The organism is Pseudoalteromonas denitrificans DSM 6059 (assembly GCF_900112265.1).
Classification (GTDB): Bacteria; Pseudomonadota; Gammaproteobacteria; order Enterobacterales; family Alteromonadaceae; genus Pseudoalteromonas; species Pseudoalteromonas denitrificans.
The window spans coordinates 1-25,638 of sequence record NZ_FOLO01000036.1 but is presented as its reverse complement, the minus strand read 5'-3'; the positions used below and the strand labels follow the sequence as shown (position 1 = coordinate 25,638).

At 33.8% G+C, this 25,638-nt stretch carries 20 protein-coding genes, 1 rRNA gene and 1 pseudogene; 13 read left to right on the top strand and 9 right to left on the bottom strand.

All coding sequences use genetic code 11. The annotated features are described in order from the left end of the window. The first annotated feature begins 89 nt into the window (after positions 1 to 89). Positions 90 to 1,352, top strand: a complete 1,263-nt coding sequence (locus tag BM088_RS18140; RefSeq protein WP_091987862.1) for a cyclic di-GMP phosphodiesterase — start codon at positions 90 to 92, stop codon at positions 1,350 to 1,352. A gap of 1 nt (position 1,353) precedes the next feature. Here the strand turns inward: BM088_RS18140 and BM088_RS18135 are convergent, their stop codons facing one another. Further along, complete coding sequence (locus BM088_RS18135) at positions 1,354 to 2,187, bottom strand: isocitrate lyase/PEP mutase family protein (RefSeq protein WP_091987859.1); 834 nt, start codon at positions 2,185 to 2,187, stop codon at positions 1,354 to 1,356. Between the two features lie 112 nt (positions 2,188 to 2,299). Between BM088_RS18135 and BM088_RS18130 the strand changes: the two genes are divergently transcribed. From BM088_RS18130 to BM088_RS18120, 3 genes are all read left to right on the top strand, one after another. Further along, positions 2,300 to 3,106, top strand: a complete 807-nt coding sequence (locus tag BM088_RS18130) for an AraC family transcriptional regulator (RefSeq protein WP_091987855.1) — start codon at positions 2,300 to 2,302, stop codon at positions 3,104 to 3,106. Positions 3,107 to 3,367: 261 nt separating this feature from the next. Next, on the top strand, positions 3,368 to 4,441 hold the full coding sequence (locus BM088_RS18125) for a M35 family metalloendopeptidase (protein WP_091987851.1): 1,074 nt from the start codon (positions 3,368 to 3,370) through the stop codon (positions 4,439 to 4,441). A gap of 418 nt (positions 4,442 to 4,859) precedes the next feature. Continuing rightward, positions 4,860 to 5,576: a substrate-binding periplasmic protein gene (locus BM088_RS18120; protein WP_091987848.1), complete on the top strand. Its 717-nt coding sequence runs from the start codon at positions 4,860 to 4,862 to the stop codon at positions 5,574 to 5,576. A 17-nt stretch (positions 5,577 to 5,593) separates the two neighbouring features. Here the strand turns inward: BM088_RS18120 and BM088_RS18115 are convergent, their stop codons facing one another. Further along, positions 5,594 to 6,082, bottom strand: a complete 489-nt coding sequence (locus BM088_RS18115; RefSeq protein ID WP_091987844.1) for a GNAT family N-acetyltransferase — start codon at positions 6,080 to 6,082, stop codon at positions 5,594 to 5,596. Between the two features lie 203 nt (positions 6,083 to 6,285). Here BM088_RS18115 and BM088_RS18110 point away from each other — a divergent pair, with 203 nt between their 5' ends. The 4 genes from BM088_RS18110 to BM088_RS18095 all read left to right on the top strand — a co-directional run bounded on the left by BM088_RS18110 (position 6,286) and on the right by BM088_RS18095 (position 10,388). Further along, entirely contained in the window at positions 6,286 to 7,110 is an 825-nt protein-coding gene (locus BM088_RS18110) for an AraC family transcriptional regulator (RefSeq protein WP_091987841.1), read from the top strand. 90 nt (positions 7,111 to 7,200) lie between these two features. Continuing rightward, positions 7,201 to 7,839 (top strand): LysE family translocator, encoded by a 639-nt coding sequence (locus BM088_RS18105; RefSeq protein WP_091987837.1) that lies wholly within the window; start codon positions 7,201 to 7,203, stop codon positions 7,837 to 7,839. Between the two features lie 104 nt (positions 7,840 to 7,943). Further along, on the top strand, positions 7,944 to 8,855 hold the full coding sequence (locus BM088_RS18100; RefSeq protein ID WP_091987834.1) for a LysR family transcriptional regulator: 912 nt from the start codon (positions 7,944 to 7,946) through the stop codon (positions 8,853 to 8,855). Positions 8,856 to 8,882: 27 nt separating this feature from the next. Continuing rightward, positions 8,883 to 10,388, top strand: coding sequence for a dipeptidase (locus tag BM088_RS18095; protein WP_091987830.1), 1,506 nt, complete (start codon positions 8,883 to 8,885; stop codon positions 10,386 to 10,388). A 55-nt stretch (positions 10,389 to 10,443) separates the two neighbouring features. Here BM088_RS18095 and BM088_RS18090 read toward each other — a convergent pair whose 3' ends face one another. Further along, positions 10,444 to 11,307, bottom strand: coding sequence for an AraC family transcriptional regulator (locus BM088_RS18090; protein WP_091987826.1), 864 nt, complete (start codon positions 11,305 to 11,307; stop codon positions 10,444 to 10,446). A 111-nt stretch (positions 11,308 to 11,418) separates the two neighbouring features. Here BM088_RS18090 and BM088_RS18085 point away from each other — a divergent pair, with 111 nt between their 5' ends. Continuing rightward, positions 11,419 to 11,958 carry a carboxymuconolactone decarboxylase family protein gene (locus BM088_RS18085; RefSeq protein ID WP_091987822.1) on the top strand — a complete coding sequence of 180 codons (540 nt, stop codon included), beginning with the start codon at positions 11,419 to 11,421 and terminating at the stop codon, positions 11,956 to 11,958. A 185-nt stretch (positions 11,959 to 12,143) separates the two neighbouring features. Further along, positions 12,144 to 14,930, top strand: coding sequence for a M16 family metallopeptidase (locus tag BM088_RS18080; protein ID WP_091987818.1), 2,787 nt, complete (start codon positions 12,144 to 12,146; stop codon positions 14,928 to 14,930). Positions 14,931 to 14,990: 60 nt separating this feature from the next. Here the strand turns inward: BM088_RS18080 and BM088_RS18075 are convergent, their stop codons facing one another. From BM088_RS18075 to BM088_RS18055, 5 genes are all read right to left on the bottom strand, one after another. Next, positions 14,991 to 17,075, bottom strand: coding sequence for a S9 family peptidase (locus BM088_RS18075; protein WP_245763860.1), 2,085 nt, complete (start codon positions 17,073 to 17,075; stop codon positions 14,991 to 14,993). Between the two features lie 80 nt (positions 17,076 to 17,155). Further along, positions 17,156 to 20,779: a sensor histidine kinase gene (locus tag BM088_RS18070; protein ID WP_177208096.1), complete on the bottom strand. Its 3,624-nt coding sequence runs from the start codon at positions 20,777 to 20,779 to the stop codon at positions 17,156 to 17,158. 101 nt (positions 20,780 to 20,880) lie between these two features. After that, the gene (locus BM088_RS18065; protein ID WP_218156539.1) at positions 20,881 to 21,669 is read right to left on the bottom strand and encodes a type 2 periplasmic-binding domain-containing protein; all 789 of its coding nucleotides are present in this window, start codon (positions 21,667 to 21,669) and stop codon (positions 20,881 to 20,883) included. A gap of 2 nt (positions 21,670 to 21,671) precedes the next feature. Then, on the bottom strand, positions 21,672 to 22,625 hold the full coding sequence (locus BM088_RS18060; RefSeq protein ID WP_245763859.1) for an ABC transporter substrate-binding protein: 954 nt from the start codon (positions 22,623 to 22,625) through the stop codon (positions 21,672 to 21,674). 567 nt (positions 22,626 to 23,192) lie between these two features. Beyond that, entirely contained in the window at positions 23,193 to 23,720 is a 528-nt protein-coding gene (locus tag BM088_RS18055; protein WP_177208095.1) for a DUF2057 family protein, read from the bottom strand. A gap of 76 nt (positions 23,721 to 23,796) precedes the next feature. On the opposite strand from BM088_RS18055, the gene BM088_RS18050 reads away from it, so the two are divergent. From BM088_RS18050 to BM088_RS27755, 3 genes and pseudogenes are all read left to right on the top strand, one after another. After that, positions 23,797 to 24,162, top strand: coding sequence for a histidine triad nucleotide-binding protein (locus tag BM088_RS18050; protein WP_091987800.1), 366 nt, complete (start codon positions 23,797 to 23,799; stop codon positions 24,160 to 24,162). 160 nt (positions 24,163 to 24,322) lie between these two features. Next, the gene (locus BM088_RS18045) at positions 24,323 to 24,979 is read left to right on the top strand and encodes a helix-turn-helix transcriptional regulator (RefSeq protein WP_091987796.1); all 657 of its coding nucleotides are present in this window, start codon (positions 24,323 to 24,325) and stop codon (positions 24,977 to 24,979) included. Positions 24,980 to 25,084: 105 nt separating this feature from the next. Next, positions 25,085 to 25,249: pseudogene (locus tag BM088_RS27755) on the top strand (IS3 family transposase); the annotation flags it as partial. 113 nt (positions 25,250 to 25,362) lie between these two features. Here BM088_RS27755 and rrf read toward each other — a convergent pair. Then, a 5S ribosomal RNA gene (gene rrf, locus BM088_RS18040) occupies positions 25,363 to 25,477 on the bottom strand. Positions 25,478 to 25,638: the final 161 nt, after the last annotated feature.

Sequence of the window (25,638 nt, the reverse complement as noted above, 5' to 3'; positions counted from 1 at the left end):
ATACCGCCAGAGTTTTGATTTCAAAGTTTTTTATAGCGAGTTTATCGAGTATACTCAATTTGATATGTTCGCTTTTAAAAGGCCATTTAATGAAAGGCATTAAGGTAGCAGTGGAGCAATTGCAACCCGGTATTTTTATACAACTGCCATTAAAATGGTTTCAACACCCTTTTGTTTTAAGTCACTTTAAAATTAAATCTGCAGAACAAGTTAAAATTATTAAAAGCCTAGGCATTAAATATGTCATTGCTTTTCCAGCTAAAAGTGATGAAAAACCGCTTCCTACTCAAGATATTTCACTCGACCAAATAACTGATGATACTGAAGTTGAAGACCTAAAAGACGAACTGACTTTATTAAAAGAACAAAGAATTGAAAAGCTAAAAGTATTTCGAAGGGAGATCAATCGTACAGAAAAAAACTTTCAACGCTCTATGTCGCATGTAAAAACAATCATGAAAGATATTCGAAGCCGTCCTGTACAAGCAATTGAACAAGCAGGTCAATTAATTGATGAAATATCAGAACAATTACTTAGCAAAGGTGATGTTGTATTACATTTAATGAGCGAGTCCAAAGAAGACGAAGGACTTTATTATCACTCATTGAATGTTTCTATTCTAGCTATGTTATTAGCAAAAAAGAAAGGTTTAACTAAAGCGTCATTGTCTACTGTTGGCATGGCTGGGTTATTTCATGATATTGGAAAACTAAAAGTTCCAACTCAAATTTTAAGGAAAACGGAACCACTCACAGCTCCCGAAGAAAACTTTTTAAAATTACACCCTAAATATAGTGTTGAAATATTAGAACTAGCAGAATCTTTTGACGAAAAAGCCAAACTCATCATTGAACAACATCATGAGTTTTTTGATGGCAGTGGCCACCCAAAAGGCCTGAGTAAATCCCAACTAGATCCATTAACTCACATTTTAAGTGTGGTAAATAATTATGATAATTTATGCCATCCCCAAGATATAAAAAAAGCAAAAACCCCATACGCTTCTTTATCTCACTTATTTAAAAAAGATAAACATAAATATGAGCCAGAATCACTTGGACTTTTAGTTAAATTATTGGGTATTTACCCGCCAGGAACAGTTGTTGAACTAGATAACGGTCAGCGCGGATTAGTTATTTCCGTAAACCTAAATAAACTGCTATTTCCAAATGTTTTGCTCTATGATCCTGCAATCCCAAAAGAACAAGCAGTGATCATAGACTTAAACGAAATAGAAGATATAAAGATAATTAAAGCACTCAATTTAAATCAGTTAGAGCCAGAGATTTATGAATATTTAAGTCCCAGAACTCGGGTTAACTATTATATTGACCACACTGAAAACAAATAGTCTAAGGCTTTAAAAACTCTGTTGTTTTAACTACTTGCTCTCGCTCTGAAAAACTCAACATTTGGCTCGATAAAGCACCACTATTCCCTGTTTTATATATTTCAGCTAAGACACTTTTCATCCCAGCCATAGCAGCCCGTTGTAAATCAGATGGTATTATAATTAACTGATAGCCCATTTCCTTTAAGTGCTCAGTAGATACTAAGGGTGTTTTACCACTATGAAACATATTGATCAATTTAGGGCCGGGCACTTGTTTTGCTATTAACTCTATTTGCACTAAAGTTTCAGGAGCCTCAACAAAAATCATATCAGCACCCACTTCAACATATTGCTTGGCTCTATCTATAGCATCTTCAAAACCCGTTACAGCAATAGCATCTGTACGCGCAATGATCATCATATTACCAGCATGTTTTTTAGCTACAGCTATTTTTTGAATCATTTCTTCTATACTTATAAGTGATTTACCACCTAAGTGACCACAACGTTTCGGAAACTGCTGATCTTCTAAATGAAGTGCTGCTACACCTGCATTTTTAAATAACTCAACCGTACGTTTCACATTAATTTCATTACCAAAACCTGTATCTGCATCAGCTATTACAGGTAAATTTGTTGCACCGGTTATTTGACGTAATCTGTCACTTACCTCAGTTAAAGTGAGCAGACCAATATCAGGCACTCCTGTACTACGTGCTATTGCACCACCACTTGCATAAACAGCACTAAAACCAGCTTGCTCAGCCAAACGTGCCGACAATCCATCAAAAATACCAGGAGCTGTGACAAGCTCTTGCTTTTTAATTAAACTATATAACTCATTGTTATTCATAATCATTACCAATATGTTAGTTAGGTTAGCAAATATAAGTGTAATAATTGCTTTGTTTCATAAACAGAATATACTGACACCTAATGTCTTTCTTACTAACAAATGACTATTTATGTCTTCAAAAAGACAGCAGTGGCTGCTATTTAAACCTAGGTTAAGTATTTTTAGTACTCTTCCCTACCCTGTATTTATGAAAGCCAAAGATCTTCCTCCACTAGGTAAAATTATTGGTCATAAACACAACTGGGATCAATTGGTTTATGCTGTTTCAGGGTTATTAGAAGTGAATAGCATTAATGGAGATCACCTTATTCCTTCCGGCCAGGCGATTTGGATCCCTGCAAATCAGCTACATAGCATAGCGTCAATTCATGGTGCCCAATTACGTAGTGTGCATTTACAAAAAGGTTTAATAAAGCAACTAGATAAAGAAATTACAGTATTAAAAGTTGATAATTTAGTACGTGAACTCATAACAAAAGCGAGCGAATTTCCTTTTTCCGAAACGATCAATGCTACTTTTAGTAAACAGCAAATCAGACTGCTTAATGTATTGGTTGATGAAATAGCACAATTGGAAGCAGTGCCTTTATGCCTACCATTATCAAATGATGCTTTGTTATTGCCTATTTTAATATGGCAACAACAAAAACCCGAGAGCAATAAAACATTGCAAATGTGGTCTGAAGAACTCGGTGCAAGTACTAAAACAATCGCGAGGAGATTCGATTCAAAACTTGGCATTAGCTTTAGTAAGTGGCGAGAACAACTAAGATTACATAAAGCAATTCAATGGTTAAGTGAAAAACGTCCTGTAACCGATGTTGCACTAAGTTTAGGTTATGATTCTTTACCTGCCTTTATACAAATGTTTAAACGTCAAACGGGAACTACACCTGGTAAATTTATTAAAAATTAACTTTTAAAATCACTCAATGAATTATTAGCGACGTTTATGACTTAAATTATTGCAATATAAAAATAAACCTCCTTTCACTTAACGTCCTATTATTTTCAAACAACCACATCCTACAGAATAATAAACTCTCTTTGTCGTTTTTTCACTAAAACCTGTCGTTCCCTTACTAGGAATATTAACAATTAATTATCATCATTTAGATCGCGTTTATTTAATACAGCGCTATAAAACAATGATAACTAATAAATAAAGGGTAAATTAATGAAACTATTTACAAAGCTAGCAATTGCATTTACTGCAATAGTGAGTGTTTCTGCAAATGCAGCAAAACCACAACTTGAAGTTGATGTAGGTGTATTAACAACAGAAAATGGCAATGTTAATGCAACACTGACAATTACTAATAATGGTAATGGCCAACAAAAAATATTAGCTTGGTATACAGATCTTGAAGAAGAACATATCTTTAAAGTAGAAAGGGATGGTATTGAAGTCGACTTTTATGGTCCTCATTTTAAACGTCAGGCTCCCACAGAAAAAGATTTCATAAAATTAAAATCAGGTGAGAGTTTAAATAAAACATTTGAACTCTCATCTTTATATGACATGAGTGAAACAGGGAATTACCAAGTTACTTATGATGTTAAGTCATTTCATTTATTTACTAATAAAGGACAGTTAAACAAAGCTGAAAAAATGAATGTTGACACTTTAACTTCTAACTCTGTTTATTTATGGTTAGAAGGTATTACTTCAAAAGGTGCTTCAAATAAAGGGAAGCCTGGTGGTGGAAGCGATTCAGGGGATTGTATTGATGGCACTTGCTTTACAGGTCGTTGTGATAATGGCCAAAAAACTGAAATTTTGAGCGCTTTTAATGCTGCGGATCAGCTTACAAACAACTCTGTAGCTTATTTAAATTCACATTCTGCAAACAATACCTCAGCACGTTATGAAACCTGGTTTGGTGCAGCAACTTCATCTCGTTATAATACAGCGACGGCACATTTTAATGCTATAAATGATGCGATTGATACTAAACCTGTTACTTTCGATTGTAGCTGTAAAAAAACATATTATGCTTATGTTTACCCAACTCAACCTTACAAAGTATATTTATGTAAAGCATTTTGGAGTGCAAATGAAATTGGAACAGACTCACGTGCTGGTACTATCATTCATGAGTTAAGCCACTTTAATGCAGTTGCCGGTACTGACGACGTTGTATATGGTCATAGTGGCGCTCAAAATTTAGCAGATTCAAATCCAGTTCAAGCATTAAATAATGCCGATAGTCATGAATATTTTGCTGAAAATACACCAAATCAAAATTAACTTAAATATTTGATAAACGTCATGCAAATAATTCAACATAAAACGAAGTTGTCTTATTTGCTTTCTATTTATATACCCAAGCTACTTAAATATGCGAGTTTCAGTTGGAATTAAAAACGATTTAGGCAAGGCATTGATAGCAGAGAATGGTCACTCCCTTGTCAAAATCAATAACGCAGCATAAACCGTTTTTAAAGCAACCTTTTAGGCGTTTCACAGGAACTTACTCTCTGCGTTTCAACTTATTAAAAGGGAAAAACATTTCTGCAAAGTTGCGCCTTGATATTAAGTCCTTGTGAAACGCTGAATTCTGCATCTTGAAGTAGTTTGGGTATAAGTATTACAATAAAAAGTAATTTAATTTCAAATAGCTAACTAAAACATTGCGAACTATAAAATTGTGACTTAAAGTAGAATAATGAAATTTTTTCTATTCTGTCTGTTAATAATTAACTTCTCTTTAGCCTTCGCAAAAGAGGAGCTACTCGTTGTTACTGAAAATTGGCCTCCTTATAACTATTTAAATAAGCAAGGTAAGCTAATAGGTGATTCAACTAAGGTGATAAAAGAAATATTAGCCCAAACAGACATTACATATAAGACACATGTTTATCCATGGGCAAGAAGCTTTCAAATCGCCGCACATCGTAAAAATACGTTAATTTATTCCATATATAAAACAGATGAACGGGCCAATAAATTTTATTGGTATTGCCCAATCACCAGGCCGACTCCTATGCATTTTTATAAAATGTCAAAAAATACTTCAATTCAAGTTAACAACATAGAACAAGCAAAACAATTTGTAATTGGTTTAATAAGAGGAGATTGGAGCCAAGCATATCTACAAGACTTAGACTTTAAAGTTGGTGAACAGCTAGACCTAGCAGCTGAAATGTCAATAAATACCAATAAGTTGATAGCTGGGCGTATCGACCTAATTATTAATTCAGATCTAGGCATGGCATTAGAATTACAGAAAATGAATTTGCCAATAAATTCTGTAACTAAATTATTTACTATCGATTTATCAGGTCAAGCAGAGATATGCATGGCTATTAATAAAGACTCATCTAAAGATCTTATTCAAAAAATCACTTTAGCTTTTGAAAGTTTTAAAAATAGCCAAAAATAAAAACTACATTAACAGTATTACTCATCAAACTTTGCGAAATCGACTAAAGTTTGCCCTGACATTCTGTAACTAACCCACTCTTCTTGTGCCTTTGCCCCTAAAGAATCATAAAACGCTCTTGAAGGTGTATTCCAATCTAAACAACTCCACTCAAAACGACCACAGTCATTTTCAACTGCAATTGTAGCAAGCGCCTTTAATAGTTTTACTCCTGCGCCTTTGCCTCTATATTGTGGTGAAACATATAAATCTTCCAAATATAATCCAGACTTGGCCAGCCAAGTCGAATAATTATAAAAATAAATAGCTGAGCCAACAGCATGACCATCAAGTTCGCAAATTAAAGCTGCGACATTGCTATTGTGAGAAAATAAGCTGTTTTTTATTGTGTCTTCAGTGGCAAGTACTTCATGCTCTGCTTCTTCATAAACTGCGAGTTCTCGGATAAATTTCAATATTAATGCGGCATCCTCAACGGTTGCTTTTCTGATTGTTAATTCACTCATAACTTTTCCAATATCTTTATAAAATAATGATTAGTGATAATCATAAAATTTAAACCAACATGACACCAGTGCATATAAATCAGATGCAAATGCATAAATTTCACATCTAGAGCTGACTGATTATTATAAGTTATGCAATAATTTACTAGTTCTTAATCTTAATTTATCGTTAAATGAAATAAATAACGCATAGAAGCTCGAGTATGTCTCAAGAAAAAATTGATTATTGGCATAACCCTATCTTGCCAGATATGGAGCTTAGCCATGCCCGTTTTCAAAATTTTGAATTTGAGCAACATGTGCACCTTGATTATCATGTGGGAGTTGTAACACAAGGAGGTCAAAAATATTCTCATAAAGGTGAGAATTATCGTTTACATAAAGGTTATATATCAACTTTAAACCCTGATGAAAGTCATAATGGACAAAGTATAAATAACGAAGCGTATCAGGCTTATGTAATGTCGATACCTGTAGATTATGTAACTCAAATTGCAACTGAACTTAACCAAACAGAACATTTTTTTTCAACACCACTCAACCAAACGCAAGATTTATATAGTTATTTTTTAAAGTTGCATCATATACTTACACAACCACATACATCCTCTAATCAGTTACAAATAGAAACGAGTCTTATGGCTTTTTGTACTGAGCTTTTCATGCGTTATGGATCGCACAATTCACTTAACCCAATAGGGATTTCTTCATTACATAAAGATTTTAGCGACATTAAAGCAAGGTTTCATGATGAAATGCACCTTTCATTTGGATTAGAAGAATTATCAACATCAGTTGGTTTGAGTAAATTTCAGTTTTTGCGTCAATTTAAATCAGCAACAGGTATGACACCACATGCATATTTAAAACGTGTTCGGCTTGAATATGCGAAACGCGCATTAGCAAAAGGTAGCACTGTAACTGATATAGCACATAAAGTTGGTTTTTTTGATCAAAGCCATTTCAATAAAGCTTTTAAGAATGCATTTTTAATCACGCCTTCTCACTTTCAAAAACAAGTAAAATAGCGTTATTTTATGCAATTTTTTACAATCCTTAAAATGAACTATGATGCAAACTAGTATTCTATAACACAAAAAGACTCTTTGGATTTTTCAATGGAAATACAACTTTTACTCTCTTTAGCTGTGATCCACAGCGTTGCATTGGCAAGCCCCGGTCCTGACTTTGCGCTTGTTGTAAAGATAGCCAGTCAAGAACGTCGTACTACCGCTATTGCCGCAGCGATTGGAATTTCTGTTGCTATATTATTTCATACATTGCTGAGCTTGACTGGAGTGAGCTTACTAATAAAAAGCTCTGACGTTTTATTTGTTATTGTGCAATTGATTGGTGCAAGCTACTTAGGTTGGATGGGCATCAATGCCATTAGATCTGCGCTTAATAATTGGCGTAAAAGCCAAGTGACTATTATTAAGAATAATAAAACTTATCAATTATCCATAAAAAAAGGCTTTCTTTTAGGCTTGTATACTAATTTGTTAAATCCCAAAGCTTTTGTATTTTTTATTACACTATTTTCAACCTTGATCACGCCTGAGGTAAATCTAATAACTAAAATTTCTGCTACCATTATTTTACTTTCATTATCATTGCTTTGGTTTATATTAATTGCTTTTGTATTGTCTAAACCTAAAATACAGCAGCAAATGCAAAAAGCCACTCCTACAATTAACCTGATTACAGGTATTTTATTTTTAAGTGTGACGATTGTTATATTGTCAGGACTTAGTTAGCTTTTATTTTTAAAGTTAATACTCGCTATATACAAGATCAAATACTCCTAAAATAGCAGTTTTAGTGAATAGAAAATTAAACATATAACTTTTGGAATTTAAGAATGAACTTACATCAACTAGATTTAAATTTATTAGTTATATTTGATGCACTGTATCGGCATAAATCTGTATCTATGGCAGCCAATGAAATATGCCTTAGTCAATCAGCATTTAGCCATGGGCTTTCTAGATTGCGAAAACGCCTTAATGATGCGCTTTTTATTCGCATTAATAATGTAATGGAGCCCACTTATCGTGCTCAAGAAATGGCAATACATTTAAATAAAGCACTGCCTTTAATGTTTAATGCCATTAATGAAACAACACGCTTTGATCCAGCAACAGATACCTCTGAGTTTAAATTTTCAGCCACCGACTATACTGAATTTAGTTTATTGCCAAAATTAATCGGCAAAATAAATAAAATTGCTCCCAACATCAAAATCAATATTATTGCAGCAAAAGAGCAACATCCTCTTACCCAACTTGAAAGCTATGATGTAGATTTTGCCTTAGGTTATAGCCATAAAATTGAAGATTCAGCAATCATTGATAGCCTTACTTGGTTAAAAGACAGTTATTGCACCATAGCAAGAAGCAATCACCCAGCATTAAAAAATGGGCTCTCTTTAGATAACTTTTTACATTTAACTCATGTAAGAGTCTCTCCTTGGGGTGAAAAGCAAGGCGTTGTTGATCAGGTACTTGCACAACTAAAACTAAGCAGAAAAGTGGCACTTCAGCTACCCAGTGTATTAGTAGCACCTCACACTGTGTTACATTCAGATTTATTATTAACAATTCCAAGGGTAGTTGCTGAACAACTTGCAACTCAAATAAAAATACAAATATTTGAGCCACCAATTAGAATTCCTGATTATCATTTAAACATGTACTGGCATAAAATAAATTCAAACAAAGCAAGTTTCAAATGGATGCAACAACAAATTATAAGTACTAATAAAAACATTTAAATATTCAATCAACTTACCGGAGATTTCATGCTTAGGAAATTAGCGTTTTTATTCATATTATTGACACCCTTTTTCAGTCATTTAGCCATTGCCCAAAAAATAAGCTCACTCGCACAAAATACAGCAAACTATGCTGCTGAGATTTATCAACAAGATATGGTAAATAGCTTAAAAGCGTTAATAAAATACAATACAGTCGCAGTGGAGGGTATGCCTTCCACTGCTAATCCAATACATATCGCGTTTAAACAAGCCCTCAAAAATCAAGCTTTAGCTTTAGGGTTTGATTATCAAGATCATGGTTATGTCATGATTATCGGATTAGGCAATAGTAAACAAAGAGTTGGCATCATTACTCATGGTGATATACAACCCGTAAATGCAACTAAGTGGGCTAAATCACCATTTGAATTAGATTTAACATCTGAACCAGGTAAATTAATTGGGCGTGGTACAGAAGATGATAAAGGACCTATATCGAGTGCTTTATATGCAATGAAAGCAATTAAAGATAAAAAAATAAACCTAAAAAAGCGATTGGAACTTTATATTTATATGGCTGAAGAGTCAGATTGGGACCCTTTAAAAGAATTTATAAAAAATCATGATTTACCGCAAACAAATATTACTTTAGATGCAGAATACCCAGTTGTAACGGCCGAAAAAGGCTACGGTACAATTCAAATGACCTTTCCGACACATAAAATCAATGATAAAACGCTACATATAAGTGCTTTTACAGGTGGTTTTTTTGGTAGCCAAATTCCAGAAGATGCGCAAGTTATTATTGAGAATGCCAATCAAACTTTGCTAAATAATATTCAAACAATAGCGCTAAAACATCCTAAGATGAAATACACATATCAATGGAAAAATAAACAGTTAACAATAACGGCTTTAGGAAAGTCAGCACACTCATCTAAACCTGAAGCAGGTCTCAATGCCATTACTCATTTAGCTGAGTTACTTTCAATGCAGGATTGGCCTAACAACGCCAGTGGTGCATTAATTAATTTTGTTAACGAAAATTTAGGCACTAACCTTTATGGTGATAATTTTGGTGATATTAGCTACCAAGATGATTTTATGGGGAAAATGACTGTTTCCCCAACAGTTTTAAAACAATTAACGGATGGTATACAACTTAAAATAAATATTCGTCGTCCAAGAGGGAAATCAACAAAAATGCTTGAATTGCAAATAAATCAGGTAATTCAAAAATGGCAAACAAAACATAATATCAACTTATTAGATTTAAAAAATGATATTGAAGCGCCCTTCATTCAAACTAACGCACCACATATTAATACTTTATTAAATGTATTTTCACATTTCAGCGGCATCCAAAATGCGAAACCTATTGCAATTGGCGGAGGTACAAACTCACGATTATTCCCTAACGCGGTCAGTTTTGGCCCTTCAATGCCAAATACTGAATATACAGGTCATTCAGAACATGAATTTATTACGATGAAACAATTTGTACTCAATTTGAAAATGTATACAGCTGTAATGATTGAACTGGCCAAATAACGTTAACAGCCTGAATTGAGTTATTTCAAATCAGGCCAAACCACTTTAACTCTTTCTATTTTTTTCTTATTGCACCTGCGCTTAAATTGAATTGCTTTTTAAAAGCGCGAGAAAATGCAGATTCAGATTGATAGCCAATATTTAAAGCAGTTTTTGCCACGCTTTCTCCATTAATTAGCATTTTCCAAGCAAGTTGCATCCGCCACCAGCAAAGATATTGCATGGGTGTCCAACCACTAACTTGTTTAAAGTTTTGCGCAAACCCAGTTCTTGACTGGCACGCAATACTGGCTAACTGCTCTAAATTCCAATGCCTATCTGGTGCTAAGTGCATTGCTTTAATCGCAGCAGATAATTTAGCATGGGCATATAAGGCTAAAATTCCAACTTCCTTTTCATTATGATAAATGTAATGACGTATTGCATAAGTAAAAAGCAACTCAGATAGTTTATCTAAAATTACTTTAGAACCCATATTATTCTGATAACTTTCAACTTGAATTAAAGTTAATAAATGCCTTAACCAAGGTGTATCTACATCATTTTTTACTATTAAAACAGCAGGTAATGCATTAAGGAATTGTTGACTTGCTTGATGAGAAAAGTGGACTTTACCACATAACATTCCCACTCCAGGTAAATCTGATCGGAATGGTAAGTGTTGCTGCTCTCCAGCCAAAGCTTTTAAGGGCCTCATTGAATGTGGCATTTCACTGGGAAAGATAACTAAATCACCACAACTTAATTCATAAGAATCACACTCTGGTATCTCTAATAAACACCCAGACTCTGTTGCCATATGAAAGCAGGTCTGACCAATTTCATGTTCGTTGATCACCCAGTTACCGCATACCTTTGCATTATGATAAACCGAAACTTCTAACTGCATTAATCTAAGTAAATCGCCTAACGCTTCCATTTTTGTACTCTAAAGCATGATTTGTGAACTATATGTCATTCAGCGTACCAAATAAAAAGATTAAAGTATGGTCTGTTTACTAGAATTTATTTAATTACTTGGAGAAATATTATGACTGACTTTACTTTCCACACCCTTGAATCAAGTCAAGGCGAAACCAAAGAGCTTTTGTCTTCAATCCAACAAGGATACGGATTTTTACCTAACCTATTTGCTTACATGATAGAAGCTCCAACAAGTGTACAAGCTTATTTAATGTTGAATGACTTATTAGCCAAAACCAGTATCCCTATGCCACAATTGCAAGTTGCTTTATTAGCTGCAAGTATTGAAAATAAATGTGATTTCTGTACTGTTGCACATCGCGCTATTGGAAAACAAATGGGTGCTGAACCAGCATCATTAAACGCACTTAACAATGGCGATATAATTGAGAGTGATAAAGATCGAGCCATAGCTGAATTTACGATTTCTATGATTAAAAATAGAGGTTTCGTACCAGAGAAAGATACACAAGCATTTTTAAGTGCAGGATATACACAGCAGCAAATATTAGAAGTAATACTTATTGTAACAATTAAGACATTGTCAAATTACAGCAACCATTTTACTCAACCTAAACCTAACGCTGAACTTCTAAATATGCTTTAAGGCTGCCACTTTTAAAGCTCGTATTTTCTTCGAGCTTTAATATTCAAGCTTTCATTTACAAACATTTGCAATTTACTTTTATCTTTACCTGTTATGGGACATTCAGATATTCTTATTTAGTTTCAAACATTATATAGTCATTCCAAACATGACAAATACTATGATTGAATTATCAAGGAAACGTAATGCATATATCAAAAAAAACTAAGCTGGCAACAGCACTCACTTTCGCAATGATGACAACGGCTTGTGTATCAACAAATGACAGTTCAAATACTTCAAAAGCTCAACCCACATCAGTTTCCAACACCTCTAAAGACATTGTTAATTTATCATATAATGAATTTACACTTAAAAATGGTTTACGTGTAATAGTGCATGAAGACAAAAAAGCCCCCATTGTAACTCTAGGGGTTTGGTATCATGTGGGTTCTAAAAATGAACCCGCTGGGCGTACTGGTTTTGCTCACTTGTTTGAACATTTGATGTTTAATGGTTCAGAAAATTCCAATGAAGACTACTTCAAACCTTTACAAGAAATTGGTGCAACAGGATTAAATGGAACAACTTGGTTTGATCGTACTAATTATTATCAAACAGTACCAACTTCAGGGTTAGATGTTGCACTATGGATGGAGTCAGATCGCATGGGGCATCTCGAAGGTGCTATTTCTCAAGATAAATTAGATGAACAGCGTAAAGTTGTAAAAAATGAAAAACGCCAAGGTGATAGCGCACCTTATGGTATGTCTGAATATCGCATTTTAGAAGGTTTATTCCCTGCAGGTCACCCCTATAGACATTCAACAATAGGATCGATGGCTGATCTTGATGCTGCTTCTCTAGATGATGTAAAAAGCTGGTTTGCTAAGTATTATGGCGCGGCAAATACAGTTGTCGTTTTAGCTGGAGACATTGATCTTAAAACGGCTAAACAAAAAGTAGAAAAATATTTTGGTGATATCGCTGCAGGTGATCCTTTACACCATATGACCTCAATGATCCCTGAGCGCAGTATAAATACTTCTGAAGTCATGTTTGATAATGTATCGCAAACACGCATTACATGGAATTGGGCTGTACCTGGACGCACAACCAAACAAGCAACAGAACTTTCCTTGGCTGCAGCGATTTTAGGTCAAGGCAAAAATTCTCGCCTTTATAAAGCACTAATACACAATAATCAAGCTGCAACTGAAGTACATGCATCTCTTGAAGAGCATGAGCTTGCAAGTACCTTTTCTATTTCAGTGACCATAAAATCAGGTGGCAATATCACTAAAATAGAAGACATGGTTGATGATATTCTAAATCAGTATTTACAAAAAGGCCCTACTAAAGCTGAGCTTTCACGTATTAAAACCGTGATTAACGGCGGCGTAATTCGCTCTTTAGAATCCGTTAGTGGAAAAGCAAGTACACTGGCGCAAGGTGCACTATATGCTAACAACCCAAATTTTGTTAATACGCAACTTTCGTGGATTGAAAATGCAAACCCTAGTGATATACAAAAAACAGCCCAACAATGGCTTTCTGATGGCCATTATAAATTAACAGTAAAACCATTTGGTAAACATGAAGTAGCAAAAACAGGCGCAGATCGCAGTCAACGTCCAGTTATGGGCACAGCTAAAAAACTTTCTTTACCAGATGTACAAACAGCAACACTTTCAAATGGCATTGAAGTGTTTTTATCGGAACGTCACAGTGTACCAATTGTAGAAATGAGTATAATCTTTGATGGTGGTAATGCCGCTAATATAAAAAATAAAATGGGCTTAGCTTCTTTTACCTTAGGTATGATGAATGAAGGCACAAAAAGTCTATCTTCTTTAGAGTTAGCTGAGAAACAAGAACTTTTAGGTGCACGCATAGGCGCAAGTTCTTCTAAAGATATCTTTCAGGTTAATGCTTCAGTACTTAAGTCTAATTTAGCTGAATCAGCAAGTTTATGGGCTGACATTGTAATGAATCCAGCATTTAACAATGCTGATATGAAACGTGATCAACTTTTAACTATTGAGGATATAAAACGCAAACAAAACGATCCTCAGTCAATTGCTTTTAATGTTTTATTACCCGCACTATATGGTGACGAACATTCTTACGGTTTTCCAAGTTCAGGAACTGAATCTTCAGTAAGATCATTTAACATTAATGATATGGAGAAATTTCATAGCGCTTGGATAAGACCCGACAATGCAAAAATATTTGTAGCTGGTGATACTTCATTAACCGAAATTACAGCACAACTTGAAAAGTCATTTGGCGCTTGGTCTGCCCCTAAATCTATGAAAGGCAGTAAATCATTTAAAACTGTTTCACTTGCTAAAAAACCTAAAGTCATATTAATTGACCGTAAAAATTCACCACAAAGCATGATAGTAGCAGGCCATTTAATGCCCTCTTCCGGAGATTCTCAATATCTTGAGCTAGAAACTATGAATGGTTTGTTAGGTGGTACATTTACTGCTCGAATGAATATGAATTTACGTGAAGATAAAGGTTGGGCTTATGGTGCCTATACAGGTATAACAAGCGCTAGAGGGCAACGTATTTGGTATAACTATGCACCAGTGCAAAGCGACAAAACGGCTGATGCCATGAGTGAGATTATAGGCGAAATTACCCGTTATAGAAGCTCAAAGCCTGCAACCATAGAAGAACTAGACTTATTTGTAAAAAGCAAAACTTTAACGCTACCAGGTAAATTTGAACAAGCTAAAACCGTGCTTGGTCATATGGTGACTAATAATAACTTAAATCGCATGCAAAAATCCGCAGAATCACTACAAAATAAATATGACAATATGACGCCTGAAATGATGGCCCAGCTAGCAAAATCGGCTTTCAATCCAAGTGCTATGGTTTGGGTGGTAGTAGGAGATTTAAATAAAATTGAAGCTAACATTAGGCATTTAAATCTAGGAGATATTGAAGTTTGGGATACCAAAGGTAATAAATTACGCTAATCAACACTGAAAAAGGGGTCGGAGTCAATAAACATATTTATTAACTCCGACCCCTTTTTATTAGGTACTAGAGAGTGTGATAAAAAATGCCATCTCTAGTGCTTTTTCTTTAAGGCTTTTAAATCTGCCAGACGCACCACCATGACCCGCATCCATATCAGTTTTAAAAACTAAAATGTTATCGTCGGTTTTATATTCGCGCATTTTCGCAACCCACTTCATTGGCTCCCAATATTGAACTTGAGAATCATGTAGCCCAGTCGTCACTAAAATATTCGGATAAGCTTGATTTTTAATATTATCCATAGGTGAATACGCTAAAATGGTATCGTAATCCACCTTATCATTTGGATTACCCCATTCATCATATTCATTAGTCGTAAGAGGAATACTTTCATCTAACATCGTTGTCAAAACATCTAAAAATGGCACATGACAACCTATTCCTTTATACAGATCAGGCGCCTGATTAATAACAGCCCCCATTAACAAGCCGCCAGCACTCCCCCCAGAAGCAAATATATTATCTTTATCACCATAACCATGCTCAACTAAAAATTGAGTCACATCAACAAAGTCATCAAAAGTATTTTGTTTAAACTGTTTTTTACCATTTTCATACCAATCTCGACCTAGCATCTCTGAACCACGAATATGCGCAATGACGTATACAAAACCTCTATCTAATAAACTGAGTGTGCCACTTGAAAAATTAGGGTCTATAGTGATGCCATACGCACCATAACCATATTGAAATAATGGATTAGTACCATCTTTTTTAAATTTATCTTTATGATAAACAATTGATACGGGAACTTTTACACCATCTCTGGCAGTAATAAATAATCGTTCTGAACCATAGTTTTCAGCATTAAATTCACCTAATACTTTTTGCTGTTTTAATAATTTACGCTCACCTGTATTTAAATCAAATTCAAATAGAGAACCAGGTGTTGTTAGGCTTGAGTAATAAACTCTGGCAGTTTCACTGGTCGGCTCTGGATTATCACCAACAGCAGCATAATAACAAGGGTCGTTAAACTCTAACGGATATTTAGTACCATCTTGTTTATAAACAACAAACCTAATTTGACCTTGTTCACGCTCAGTTACCACCATAAAGTTATCAAATAATTCAACACCTTCAAACAATACTTTTTCCCTATGAGCGATGCATTCAACCCATAGTGATTTGTTATGTATTGTTTCTTTATTAGCAGTCATTAGCCTAAAGTTTTTTGCTTGCCAATTTGTCGTGATATAAAACACATCATTGAGTTTATTAACTTCAAACTCATGTTTATCTTCCCGCTCTACAAGCTGAACAAATTCACCATCAGGTGTATTTGCATCTAATATCCAAGCATCGCTACATTCCGTAGAAGCCATCTCTATAAAAATCAGACTTTCATCACGACTTTTCCCAAGCCCTATATAAAAGCTAGTATCTTTTTCTTGATAAACGAGCACATCATCAGTTTGCGCTGAACCTAATTTATGACGATAAACTTCAAAACCGAGCAAAGTTTTTAAATCTTTTTTTACGTAATACACAGTTTTATTATCATTAGACCAAATAGTTTGACCTTCGGTTTGCTCTAATACATCAGGTAAATACTCTCCCGTTGTAATATTTTTAAAGCGCACTGTATAAATACGACGACCATCTGTATCTTCACTATATGCTAATAACTCATCATTAGGACTAATCGATATATCACCTAACTCATAAAATTCAAATTTATTAGCAAGTTGATTCACATCTAATAATAATTGTCTATTAGCGCCTTCAAAAGTTGTTGCACGATAATGACAAGCAAATTCATCATTGCCACTTACTGTACTTTGATACCAAAAATCACCATCTTGCACAGGAACTGAACTGTCATCTTTTACAATTCGCCCTTTAAGTTCATCAAAAATTTTATTTTCTAGAGGTTTTTGAGGTTCCAAAACATGTTCACAATAATCATTTTCGGCTTTTAAATGAGCTAATACAGCTTCATTTTGACGTTTATCATCACGCATCCAATAATAGCTATCGTCTCTAGTATCGCTATGATGAGTCATTAAATATGGTGATTTTTTGGCTATAGGCGCTTTAATAGCTTTTGAAGTTGTAAATCCAGGAGTATGTTCAGACACTAAAAGTTAATCCATTGACAAAGTATTTATATTTTCAGTGTACCCCAATAAATAAAGATCCCCTAACTCCTTAGGCTGGTTTAACAAATGTTAATCGGAAAGCGCATCTGAACTTCCAAACCACTTCCAGGGCTTGAGAAACACTTTATTTCACCCTTTAATATTTGAGATACCAAGTTATACACAATATTCATACCTAAACCGCTCCCCCCCTGATTACGCTTACTGGTAACAAAAGGATCAAAAATATGTTGTAGCATATATATTTCCATACCAATGCCATTATCAAAATAATTCATACATATTTTTCCTTCTAATATGCTTATTTCAATGCGTAAAATTCCTTTATCAAGCCCTTCAAATCCATGTATCACTGAGTTATTAACTAAATTAGTAATAATTTGATATATAGGTCCTGGGTAGGTCGTTATTTTCAATAATTCCGGCCCATGGATCACAACAGATATATTTTTATTCGTAAATAAAGGTTTAACTGAATTCATAACCTCAGTGATATATTCAGTTAAATTAACTTCCCTTTGTGTTTCCGAATTTTGATCCACAGCTATTTGTTTAAAATTGGCGATAAGATGATTAGCGCGATCTAAATTTTTAAGAATTAAACGATAACTTTCCATTTGTGAAGAAATAGATTCGATTAAATCGGATTGAGTAAGTGTTTTATTATCAAGTTTTTTTTGTACTTCAACTAGATAATCTTGATTATGTGTTATTGCCGTTATAGCAATCCCCAAAGGAGTGTTAATTTCATGAGATATCCCAGCAACTAAATTACCCAAAGAAGCCATTTTTTCACTTTCAATCAGTTCATTTTGTGCCAGTTTTAATTGCGAAACGGCATGCTCTAAATCATCATTTTTTTTAGATATTTCTGCCGTTCTCGCAGCAACTTTGTGTTCTAGTTTTTCATTTAACTCTTGTAGAGAATCCTCATGAAGTTTAAGCTCGGCAATATCTCTAATTGAACCTGACATACGTGTTACATTACCATATTCATTTCTGTGAACGACTTTTCCGCGATCTAATACCCAACACCAATTACCAAAAAAATCTTTAATTCGTACTGAAACCTCATAGCTATTAATTCCCTCCTCTAAACACAGCCTTATTTTTTCAAGTAATAAAGGTCGGTCAAACAAATGAACAAACTCAGCCATATATTTACTATTTTTATGATTAACTTCTTTACCATAGTCAATTCGAGATTCAACAGCGTAACGATAAATTTTATTATTAATAACATCCCAATCCCATAATTCATCGCCACTTGCCCATAAAGAAAGCTCAAGCCTTTGTTTTAATTCAGACATCGCCAAGTTATCTTTTATCACGTTTTGGTAAACCCGATAACGATATACAAAAACCAAAACAAGCGTTGAAATAAATAATATACTATAAAGAAGCTTACTAAACTGACTCCACCACCAAGGTGCTAGTAGCTCAATATTTAATACATGTATTTTGGACTTATCACCATTTTGATCCACAGCATATGCTTCAAGTTGATAATCACCCGGAGCAGGTTTAATTAAATTAACTTGCCTGCTACCTTCTTCCATAGGGAGCCATTGTTCAGATAACCCTATCACTTTATAATAATAAGTTATTTCTTTATGATTAGAATAAGCTAAGGACACATACTTAAATGACATAATATCCTGCTCATGCTCTAGCGTTATTTTTTTAATAATTTCCGGCTGATACAGTATCGCTTTAGGTGAGTTCTGAGGAGTAATCGTTTTTCCTAGTATTGATATTTTACTTAGCCGCAATTGAGGAATGTTTTTTCCAGCAACAATGTGTTCGGGTTTAAATTGGTTGAATCCATTTGTGCCTCCCATAAAGACTCGACCTGAGGGAGATAACCATGCAGCCCCAAAATTAAACTCAGAACTTTGAGAACCATCCATAACATTAAAGTTTTCAATAGCATAATTATTTACATTAACTTTAACCAGGCCACCGCTTGTGCCTAACCAAACGCTATCAACTTCATCAAAAACCACACTCCAAATTGATTCATTTTTGAGCCCCCCTTTTTGATTAATCATATGCACTAATTGAAAGTCACTATTTAATACATTTACGCCAAAATCACTGGCTCCCCAAACTCTACCTTTATTATCGAGTGCGAGCGAAAAAATAATATTTGAAAGTAGCCCATTTTTGACCGTTAACTGTTCAAGTTTTCCATCATAATAACGAAATAACCCATAACCAATTGAGCCAAACCATAGCTCATTGTTTACAACCAATAGTCCTGTGATATTTTTTGGTAAAGGAGTGAAATGGGAAATAAAAGGTAAAAATACATTTTTTTGTTTATCAAAACGTAATAACCCATAATCTCTAGAGCTCACAATTATGCTATTTTGATATTCAATGATCGCATTACAAGATAATGATGGTGAATTTTTATTTGCTGGGGAATAAAACTCAACCTTTTTTGATTTAAAGTTAAAATAGGTGATCCCAGCGCCCCGACTTGTTAACCAAATACCGTCTTCTACAATTAACAAGCCTGTGATAAAAGCACTTTTTAACGGCTTTAACTGCTCAAATAAAGATTCCGCCTTTATAAATTTACCATGATCAAATATAGAAATGCCTTTTGAAGTTGCAAACCACATTCTCCCTTGATTATCTAAAGCAAAGCTACGCATATCTGCATGCTCTATAGGGCTATCTTGATAATTATATTGATTTATATGCCCTAATCTTTTTGCTTTTTGGGTTAAATAATTAATACCTCCAGAGTTACTACCGACCCAAATACTCTCTTCTTTATCAACAAAAAGAGACAAAACAATATCATCACTTAAACTATAAGACTGCGATGCATTATGTTTATATCTATCAACAATATTTCCGGTAAGGTCAATGATATAAACCCCTTCCATTGTTCCAACTAACACCTTGTCTTTATATTTAACTAATGCGTTGATTTTATTTTTAATTTTTTCAGATAATACGTTACTCCAACTTAATACAAGTTTGTTAGACAAAATATCGTACGCATTAAGTCCTCCATCGCTTAATCCGACAATCAGTTTATTATTTATTAATAATAAACTTTGGACGGAGTTTTGATTATTTTGAGTTAATTTAAATTCATCTTTAGTTAAGCTAAACAATCCTTTTTCGGCACCAAAATAAATATGATGTAATGTTTGTTGGATACTGCTAATTCTCATATTAGCAGTCTCTTCGATTACAGTAGCCTTATCGTTAGTTATATTTAAACTCCATAAACCATTTGCTTCTGTACCTATTAATACTGAACTTTTAAAACAGGATAAACTGGTGATATTATCGGAAGGAATTACATCATTAAAATCTTTGAAATAAGAACGAAATTCACCTGTGTTAACATTATATGAGCTTAAACCTGTACTAGTGCCTATCCATAAAAAATTATGAATACGGCACATAGCCCTGATAAAATTACCCGCTAACTGATTTTTCTTTAATGATTGAGCCTTAAATTGTGTGAATTCATAACTATCAAACCGATTTAAGCCTGTTTGAGTACCAAACCACATAAAACCCAAATCATCTTGTATTATTGCCGTAACTGTTAATTGACTTAGACCTGATTCAGGAGTGTAATTAATCATAGGTTGATTAACATCAGTAAAAACTGGCTCAGCCAGAGGTTTTATAGAAAATAAAATGAGAAACATTAAAAGAAACAATCTATGCAATGTAATTTCCACCATAGAAATAACACTATAAATTGTAGACTAAAACCTATTTTTTTCAGCTTCTCTTTATAAAATTTATTTTATTTTTCTTTAGTGGACATTTGTTCACGAAAACCTGAAAAATGCGACCAAAAAAGGTCAATTTGTTCTTTATTTTGTTGATAAAAAACTTGATTAAAAGGAGCATGCCAATAAGTTTTAATAACAGCAAATTGACTAGGCTTAATAAGCTTTTCTATTTGCATAGATTTAGCTATTTCAATGCCTATTCGCCGCTCAATCACATACCCATCAAGTTTATTATTTATTATCAAACTAAAACCTTGTTTTGGGGTTAAATTTACAGGAGTTAATATTTTATTTTTTCTCAAAAATTCATATGCTACATAACCAAATGGTGCAGACAAACCAAATTGACTGTAAATTTTATATTTGGTTAAATTCAAGCCTTCGGCGTCAACTAACAATGATTTTGAATCATCTAAATCAAATCGACCACCTACTTTCACAAATAATGCATATTCTGCTTGCATTAAAAAGTATGGCTCTAGATTATTTTGTTCAGGAAAAGCAAAGAGTTGACTACGTTCATCAGTTTGGATCATCGAAAATAAAGATTGCGCATCATTATTTCTAACTAACTTTTGGCATCTAAGCCAAGGGTTTCGAATAAATTTAGCTTCAATGCCAGCCTTTTTAGCCGAAAGCTTAATTAAATGTAATAACATCCCTCTTTCAGCTAAATTATTTTCATCTTGGTCAATAGCGTATGGCGGTAGATCAATATCCTCAAAACAAAACGTAACCTCAAGTGCCTCGCTAAAAAAACACATAAGAATTAACAAGGAAGATAGTGAATAGTGTGCCATTTTTACTCTAAATTTAATGGGCATTCGAACCCTAACCACTTTTTACTATCTTGTGAATATTTTTTTAACCACAATGAGACCGCTTTTTCTTCAGTATAACCATCAACAACAACTAAAGCCGCAGCCTCTGAAATCATATCGTTTGTAAAGTCGATATTTTTTAATAGTAAAAAAATACATGGATATTTTTTTTTAAGGCCAGGCCAAGCTGCTTTTTTTAAAATGGTGACTAATGAATTACCGCAGTCATATAACATATTTTTATTTACTCCCCAGCCAGGATCCGTTTCACACTCCTCCTCATATTTTGGAAAATTAACAAAGCGTCCTTTAATTCGTACATCTATCCAGTTAGGTGTCCAATTAAGTAAAATTATTGGTTTTTCTATTTTTTTAGCATTTCTTAATTTAGTCCATATTGCATTTGCATCTTTTAGTCTTTCGATCTTGAAATTTAACTTTAAAGAGCGAATTAAGTCCGCATCCCTATAATTCCATGGCCCAGTATAAAAAATACCTTTAGAAGACTTTGAATTATTACTAAAAATTGAAGAGCATTTATTTAGCGCCCTCCAGTCAGGCAACCCTTTGCAAATATTCTCTACATATTCTGGATACCACCAATCTTCACGCCCTTGGGCTGTATGGCGCCCAGCATCAATTACAAACCCTTTCTTAACAGCTTCAGTAAATGCATTTGTTTGATCACTTTGCCAAACCTCTATTTGTAGATGAATGATTCCTTTTCGCAAAGCTCCCCATTGATCTGTAGAGCCAATTTCAACAAATTCAACATTATATCCCAACTCTCTTACTTTTTTAGCAACAACTTTAGTGAGTACTCTTTGGCTTGCCCATGCATTTAATGGTAATAATATAGTATTTTGATCAGGCGCATTATATGCATTTATTTTAAGTACAAAAAATAAAAATAAAATACAAAAAGAATAATGCACTTAAAAATAGCCATTTATTAAAACTTAAAAGTAAGTATAGTTTAATAGCCAAAACCTGTTTTATTTTAGAGTAAAATAAAGTTTATAAATGAGTGGATTAATTTTAAAGGATGTAAACTGACGAAGTGAGTTGAAAAAATGAGTGTACTTTCCTAGAAAAGTAGTAATTTAATAAACTCATATAATATTTTTAAGGTGAGTACCTGTTAAAACTGAGATTTAAAATTAATTTATTTTTAATAAACGTATCACAATTCTGTGCAATATCTATCTTATACAAGACCAAATATTTTTAGATCAAAACTTAAAAGCATAAATATTATTAATGCCATAGCTTCACTATATATGAAAGTTGGAACTTTTTAATTAACATTGCAATATAGACCTAATAGCGATATTACTGACAATGTTATTATTATCTAATTTTTCCATCAGTCATATTTCGATAATATCATGATAAATTGTGCCAAAACTATACTGAGTAAGATCTACAAATTTATCTGTTTGGGCGAACCTAAATCTTATATAGTGGTCATACTTCATTAAAATAAATAGTAATATCAAAAATCACTTTTCAAGTGACTTTAAAAACAATGTTTTTTCATCTTCATTGGCTTGTTTCCACCAGAAATCTAACATATCTAATACCTTAGGCTCCTTGATTACTTGATCAGGTTTAATCTCAGATATTGAAACTTCAGGTTCAGAACTTTTTTCAATAATAGCTACATCTCCAGTCAACAACTGTTCAAGCATAACCAAAGGTGCTTTTGCAAAAATATGTGCTGCTTCTACATCTTGAGGTGCATCAAATATCAGGCGGTAATTACTTTTTGAAGATATATTCACTTTTATCCAAAACGGTTGCGACTCAACAACCTCATGATCATCAAAATCCAATTCAAATAAGTCTGAATATTTTAATTGGATTTTGTGCATACCTTGCGTTAATTTAATTTCATCAACTGGTGAAAATAAAGAATGCTCTATTTTATTGCTATCGACTTGTAATGGAATCAACTCTTCTGGAAATTTAATTTGTACAGCGAATACTGAACACGAAAAAAAAGATAAGAAAAACAAAAAATAGCGCATATAAAACAACCCCAATTGATAGACAAGTAATCGTAAACTGACATAATTAAGCCATAAATTGATAAGGAATAAAACCATGAGTAAAGAAACACTTTTCACAAAAATAATTAACCGAGAAATTTCCGCTGATATTGTTTACGAAGATGAACACACATTAGCTTTTAAAGATATTAATCCGCAAGCCCCTTACCATGTATTAATCATTCCCAAAAAACCAATCGCAACCATCAATGACATTGTAAAAGAGGATAGAGAATTGATTGGTCAACTTTATTGTGTTGCAGCTGAACTTGCTAAAACCAATGGTTTTGCTGACACAGGTTATAGAGTTGTGATGAATTGCAATGAAGATGGCGGGCAGACTGTCTATCATATCCATTTACATATGTTGGCAGGTCAAGAAATGGGTTGGCCACCATATACGAATAAAATGAAAGCTTAGACTAATACTTTTTTATTTAAAACCCTTAAAAGCAACCCAAAAGAAGTATAAATAAATAAAAAAGCAATACTAAAGGAGTTGTAGTTGTGCTAATATTGCCCAAAATATAGACCTAACACCTTTAAAAGGTAAAAAAGCCTATGGGCAAGGATAAATCAGCATGAAGAACTCTGCATTTATTTTACTGGAATCGAACCCTGTAAATAGTATCAGTTTAGATGTATTACAACCTTTGTTAAAAGCTCAAGGTTTGTTAGTACAAAGCAGTTTAAGTACAACAGATGTACCAGCTAATACTCGATTATTATTTATTGAGGCAGGCGAAGAAAATGCGTGGGAAAAATTACAACAAAAAGTATCAGACCTAACTGTTGAATGCGATATCATCTTATTTAATATTGGCCAAAACCCCGAACTTGCCAACCGAGCTCTATTAAGTGGCATCAGGGGGGTTTTTTATGCTAATGATAATACAGATGTTTTGATGAAAGGCATCAGGTTGTTATTAGAAAATCACTTGTGGTACAAAAGAGACATCATGTGTAGTGCTCTAAATCGCCTTTTACACTTCAATAAAGAAACGTTAGCTAAATTCACTGACGCCCCGAGTGAACCAGTTAGTTTAACTAAACGTGAAAAAGCAATTATTTCTCTCATGAGCACAGGTAGTAAAAATAAAGAAATTGCTGATAAATTGGATATTAGTCCCCATACTGTCAAAACGCATTTATATAGTGCATTTAGAAAAACGAAATGCCGAAACCGAATTGAGCTACTTTCTTGGGCTCAACACAACATTCCAAATGAATTACGCTAAGCACTTATACTAAATCTTATTTAAATGAAAAAGCCCAACTCAATGAGTTGGGCTTTTTAATGCCTTTATCTTGTCCTGAAATGTGTTTCCACATTTAGGCTTATTATAAACAACTCAAACACTGCACATACTAAACACACAGAACGCGATTATTCACGAGACTTTTAACTACAAGCTGTTACAACTGCAAGAAAAGGCGATAATACTTATAAACAAGCTCAAAAAACCTATGGAATTCAGGGTTACTCAACCGCACTTACACAACTAAAAAACCGGCCAGATGGATTAGACCCAATCACCTAAAGCAAAATATACATATACTTTTTAAAACACAAAAACGAAAAAACCCGACACATTGCTGTATCGGGTTTCTCTAATTAGGAGCCTGGCGATGTCCTACTTTCACATGGGAAACCCCACACTATCATCGGCGCTGTTTCGTTTCACTACTGAGTTCGGCATGGAGTCAGGTGGGTCCAAAACGCTATTGTCACCAAGCAAATTCTTTTCATCTTGCTTTGTTCTTGTTTTTGTCTTTAATAATTCGGTCTGCTGATACAGATTTCGTAAAATATATTCTACTTTAGTTAACACTAACTTCTTGCTTGTCACTATCACACAAACCACTTTGGCGTTGTATGGTTAAGCCTCACGGGTAA

Excerpts from the sequence above, each read along its gene's own strand:
- BM088_RS18045 (WP_091987796.1), top strand. The coding sequence starts at position 24,323 with ATGAAGAACTCTGCATTTATTTTACTGGAATCGAACCCTGTAAATAGT.
- BM088_RS18095 (WP_091987830.1), top strand. The coding sequence starts at position 8,883 with ATGCTTAGGAAATTAGCGTTTTTATTCATATTATTGACACCCTTTTTC.
- BM088_RS18130 (WP_091987855.1), top strand. The coding sequence starts at position 2,300 with ATGTCTTCAAAAAGACAGCAGTGGCTGCTATTTAAACCTAGGTTAAGT.
- BM088_RS18090 (WP_091987826.1), bottom strand. The coding sequence starts at position 11,307 with ATGGAAGCGTTAGGCGATTTACTTAGATTAATGCAGTTAGAAGTTTCG.
- BM088_RS18085 (WP_091987822.1), top strand. The coding sequence starts at position 11,419 with ATGACTGACTTTACTTTCCACACCCTTGAATCAAGTCAAGGCGAAACC.
- BM088_RS18100 (WP_091987834.1), top strand. The coding sequence starts at position 7,944 with ATGAACTTACATCAACTAGATTTAAATTTATTAGTTATATTTGATGCA.
- BM088_RS18065 (WP_218156539.1), bottom strand. The coding sequence starts at position 21,669 with ATGGCACACTATTCACTATCTTCCTTGTTAATTCTTATGTGTTTTTTT.
- BM088_RS18055 (WP_177208095.1), bottom strand. The coding sequence starts at position 23,720 with ATGCGCTATTTTTTGTTTTTCTTATCTTTTTTTTCGTGTTCAGTATTC.
- BM088_RS18050 (WP_091987800.1), top strand. The coding sequence starts at position 23,797 with ATGAGTAAAGAAACACTTTTCACAAAAATAATTAACCGAGAAATTTCC.
- BM088_RS18120 (WP_091987848.1), top strand. The coding sequence starts at position 4,860 with ATGAAATTTTTTCTATTCTGTCTGTTAATAATTAACTTCTCTTTAGCC.
- BM088_RS18070 (WP_177208096.1), bottom strand. The coding sequence starts at position 20,779 with ATGTTTCTCATTTTATTTTCTATAAAACCTCTGGCTGAGCCAGTTTTT.
- BM088_RS18140 (WP_091987862.1), top strand. The coding sequence starts at position 90 with ATGAAAGGCATTAAGGTAGCAGTGGAGCAATTGCAACCCGGTATTTTT.
- BM088_RS18105 (WP_091987837.1), top strand. The coding sequence starts at position 7,201 with ATGGAAATACAACTTTTACTCTCTTTAGCTGTGATCCACAGCGTTGCA.
- BM088_RS18110 (WP_091987841.1), top strand. The coding sequence starts at position 6,286 with ATGTCTCAAGAAAAAATTGATTATTGGCATAACCCTATCTTGCCAGAT.
- BM088_RS18080 (WP_091987818.1), top strand. The coding sequence starts at position 12,144 with ATGCATATATCAAAAAAAACTAAGCTGGCAACAGCACTCACTTTCGCA.
- BM088_RS18125 (WP_091987851.1), top strand. The coding sequence starts at position 3,368 with ATGAAACTATTTACAAAGCTAGCAATTGCATTTACTGCAATAGTGAGT.
- BM088_RS18135 (WP_091987859.1), bottom strand. The coding sequence starts at position 2,187 with ATGAATAACAATGAGTTATATAGTTTAATTAAAAAGCAAGAGCTTGTC.
- BM088_RS18115 (WP_091987844.1), bottom strand. The coding sequence starts at position 6,082 with ATGAGTGAATTAACAATCAGAAAAGCAACCGTTGAGGATGCCGCATTA.